The organism is Dactylosporangium aurantiacum (genome assembly GCF_000716715.1).
Classification (GTDB): Bacteria; Actinomycetota; Actinomycetes; order Mycobacteriales; family Micromonosporaceae; genus Dactylosporangium; species Dactylosporangium aurantiacum.
On the sequence record NZ_JNYJ01000124.1, the window covers coordinates 1 to 2,741 of the forward strand.

A 2,741-nucleotide genomic window follows, 5' to 3' on the forward strand; every position below is an offset into this window, starting at 1 on the left:
CGTCGACCTGGTGCAGCTGGTCGATCTCCGCGTGCTGCTCGCCGGTCTCGATCTCGCCGTACTCGCTCATGTCATGTCCCTGTATGTGAGTGGTTCGTGAAGGTGTTCCTTGCGATGCACAGAACACTACGAAGCCACCGACCCCCTCGAATCCCAGGAACGTGCCACGGCGGCGCGGGTCAGGCGCTGATGACCGGCCACGCGTAGGCGAGCAGGGCGAAGGCGGCGCCGAGGATCGCCAGGTTGAAGCCGCGGGACGGCACCGGCAGGGCGGCGACGGCGAGCAGGATGATGGCGATGAGGTACAGGACAGCCTGTGCGGACATGGATGACCTCCGTTGGGGGTGCGGTTGCGCACACGGATTGCCCGACGGCGTTCCGGCCGAAACACGCGCTGCCCGCGGTCCTCAGGCGGCGACGAGGGCCGGATGGTCGCCGGCGACGACGGCGGTGGGACGGAAGCGGACCCGTCGCCCCGTGATCTCGTCGGCGGCGCCGGTGCCGGGAGCGGTCCACTCGACGGTCGCGGAGCCCGACAGGTGCAGGGTGCGGCCGGTGCGGAAGTCGGGCACCAGCAGCGCCGCGGACGGGTCGGCGGCGAGGTTGCCGAGGCTGTTGAACATGTTGTTGCCGGGGTAGTCCGGCCACCACAGGTCGCCGCCCTCGACGCGGAGGAAGCCGCGCGGGCCGCCGCGGTGCGAGGCGTCGGCGCCGCGCTGCGGGTGGGCGGTGCCGAGGAAGAACGTGTCGGCGCCGGCCACCAGCGCCGCGTCGGCCGCGGTCAGGGCGGGCAGCGGCGCGAACACCGGCGCCGCCGCCGACCCGGCCGGGCCGGCGAGGCGGCGCGGCTGGATGTACTGCGGGCAGTTGCCGAACGCCTCCGCCACCTCGACGGTGAGCCCGGATGCCGGCCCGGCGGGGTCCACGAAGGACAGAGTGCCGTTGACCCGCATCCGGCGGCGGGTGGCGAAGTCGATGGCGATGAGGCCGACCCGCTGCCCCACCGGCAGGTCGTGCAACGGGTCGCCGGGGGTGAGGAACGCGTGCACCCGCAGCCGCGGCCCCGCGCCGTCGAGGAACCCGGGCGGGCCGGTCAGCGCCGACGCCCACAGCCGCCCGGCCCGGTCGCGCGCGCTGAGCACGGCCAGGGTCCGCTCGGCCAGCCAGCCGCCGGCGCCCCGGCCGATGCCGCCCGGCGCGAGCATGCCGGTGAGCCGGGCCGCCGCCTGCCGGACGCCGGCCCGCTCCTGGACCGCCAGTTCACCTTCGTGGAACACGCCGGGCCCCTTCCTAACGGATGACATGTGCTTCATCCATTAGTCCACGACCAAATGGTTTTCGCAATGCTTTACCATTAGGACTGTGGAGCCGTTGCCGGTTGAGCTGATGAACACCGTCCGGGCCGACCGCGACGGCGTGCGGGACACGATCGCCGACCCGGACGCCGCCGCGCGCTGGCTGCGGCAGGCCCGGCCGGGCCTCGGCATCGCCGGCTGGGAGGCGGTCGCCGAGCTGCGCGACCTCCGCGACGCGCTGCGCCACCTGGCCGCCGCCGCGACCGCCGACGACCGTCCGACCGCCACCACCACCACCGCCACCGCCACCGCCGCCACCGCCGCCACCGCCGACGACCGCCACCGCCGACGACCGTCCGGCCGCCGGTCACTCGCCCGCCGCCACCTCGCGGGCCGACCTGGAGGCGGCGGTCGGCGTGCTCAACCGGGCCTGCGCGAGAGCCCCGTCATGGTCGGAGCTGCGCTGGCCACCGGCATACGACCCGGCCGCTGACGACCCGGCCGGCGACGAGCCGACCAGCGGGCGGCCGGTGCGGGTGACGCGGTCGGCGCACGACCCGGCCCTCGCCGCGGTCGCCGCCATCGCCGAGGAGGCGGTCGCGCTGTTCGCCGGCCCGGACCGGCGGCTGCTGCGGGCCTGCCGAGCGCCCGGTTGCGTGCTGTACTTCGTGCGCAACCATCCACGCCGCGAGTGGTGCTCCGACGGCTGCGGCAACCGGGCCCGCGTCGCCCGGCACTACCAGCGCCACCACGGCGGCGGCTGAGACGGCCAGGGAGGGCCTCGATGCGACCGGAACCCGGGCAGGTGCTGCACTTCTCCGAGGACCCGACGATCACCAGGTTCGTGCCGCACGTGGCGAAGACCGCGCAGCAGCCCGAGGCGTACGTCTGGGCCGTCGACCACGGGCGCTCGCCGGACTACTGGTTCCCCCGCGAGTGCCCGCGGGCAATGGCCTGGACCGGCGCGGGCACCACCGCGCAGGACCGCGACCGGATCGTCGGCCCCGGCGGCGGCGAGCGCGTCCACGCCGTCGAGTTCGGCTGGCTCGAGGCGATCCGGACCGTGAAGGTGTACGCGTACCGGCTGCCGGCGGCGGCGTTCGAACCGTTCGGCGGGCCCGAGCACCACGCGCACGTGGCCGTCGAGCCGGTGATGCCGCTCGGGCCGCCGGAGCCGGTCGGCGACCTGTTCGCGCTGCACGCGCAGGCCGGCATCCAGCTGCGGGTGCTGCCGAACCTGTGGGCGTTCTGGGACGCGGTCCGGGCCAGCACGCTGCGGTTCAGCGGTATCCGCCTGCGCAACGCGCTGCCCCGCTGAGCGGGTGGCACGTTCCTGGGATTCGAGGGGGTCGGTGGCTCCGTAGTGTTCTGTGCATCGCAAGGAACACCTACACGAACCACTCACATACAGGGACATGACATGAGCGAGTACGGCGAGATCGAGAC

Annotated in this window: 5 protein-coding genes; 3 read left to right on the forward strand and 2 right to left on the reverse strand. The window is 74.2% G+C overall.

Annotated features, from left to right (window positions below):
* Positions 1 to 179: 179 nt before the first annotated feature.
* Together OP18_RS59405 and OP18_RS50515 are read right to left on the reverse strand one after the other, a co-directional pair.
* Entirely contained in the window at positions 180 to 326 is a 147-nt protein-coding gene (locus OP18_RS59405; RefSeq protein WP_169789000.1) for a hypothetical protein, read from the reverse strand.
* An 81-nt stretch (positions 327 to 407) separates the two neighbouring features.
* On the reverse strand, positions 408 to 1,304 hold the full coding sequence (locus OP18_RS50515; RefSeq protein ID WP_033367948.1) for a pyridoxamine 5'-phosphate oxidase family protein: 897 nt from the start codon (positions 1,302 to 1,304) through the stop codon (positions 408 to 410).
* Positions 1,305 to 1,362: 58 nt separating this feature from the next.
* Between OP18_RS50515 and OP18_RS50520 the strand changes: the two genes are divergently transcribed.
* From OP18_RS50520 to OP18_RS50530, 3 genes are read left to right on the forward strand one after another with little or no spacing between them, the layout of a single operon-like run.
* Positions 1,363 to 1,788 carry an ABATE domain-containing protein gene (locus tag OP18_RS50520; RefSeq protein ID WP_033367944.1) on the forward strand — a complete coding sequence of 142 codons (426 nt, stop codon included), beginning with the start codon at positions 1,363 to 1,365 and terminating at the stop codon, positions 1,786 to 1,788.
* Positions 1,789 to 1,825: 37 nt separating this feature from the next.
* On the forward strand, positions 1,826 to 2,059 hold the full coding sequence (locus OP18_RS61675; RefSeq protein ID WP_052388595.1) for a CGNR zinc finger domain-containing protein: 234 nt from the start codon (positions 1,826 to 1,828) through the stop codon (positions 2,057 to 2,059).
* 20 nt (positions 2,060 to 2,079) lie between these two features.
* Positions 2,080 to 2,613, forward strand: coding sequence for a DUF6886 family protein (locus OP18_RS50530; RefSeq protein WP_033367946.1), 534 nt, complete (start codon positions 2,080 to 2,082; stop codon positions 2,611 to 2,613).
* The last annotated feature ends 128 nt before the right edge of the window (positions 2,614 to 2,741 follow it).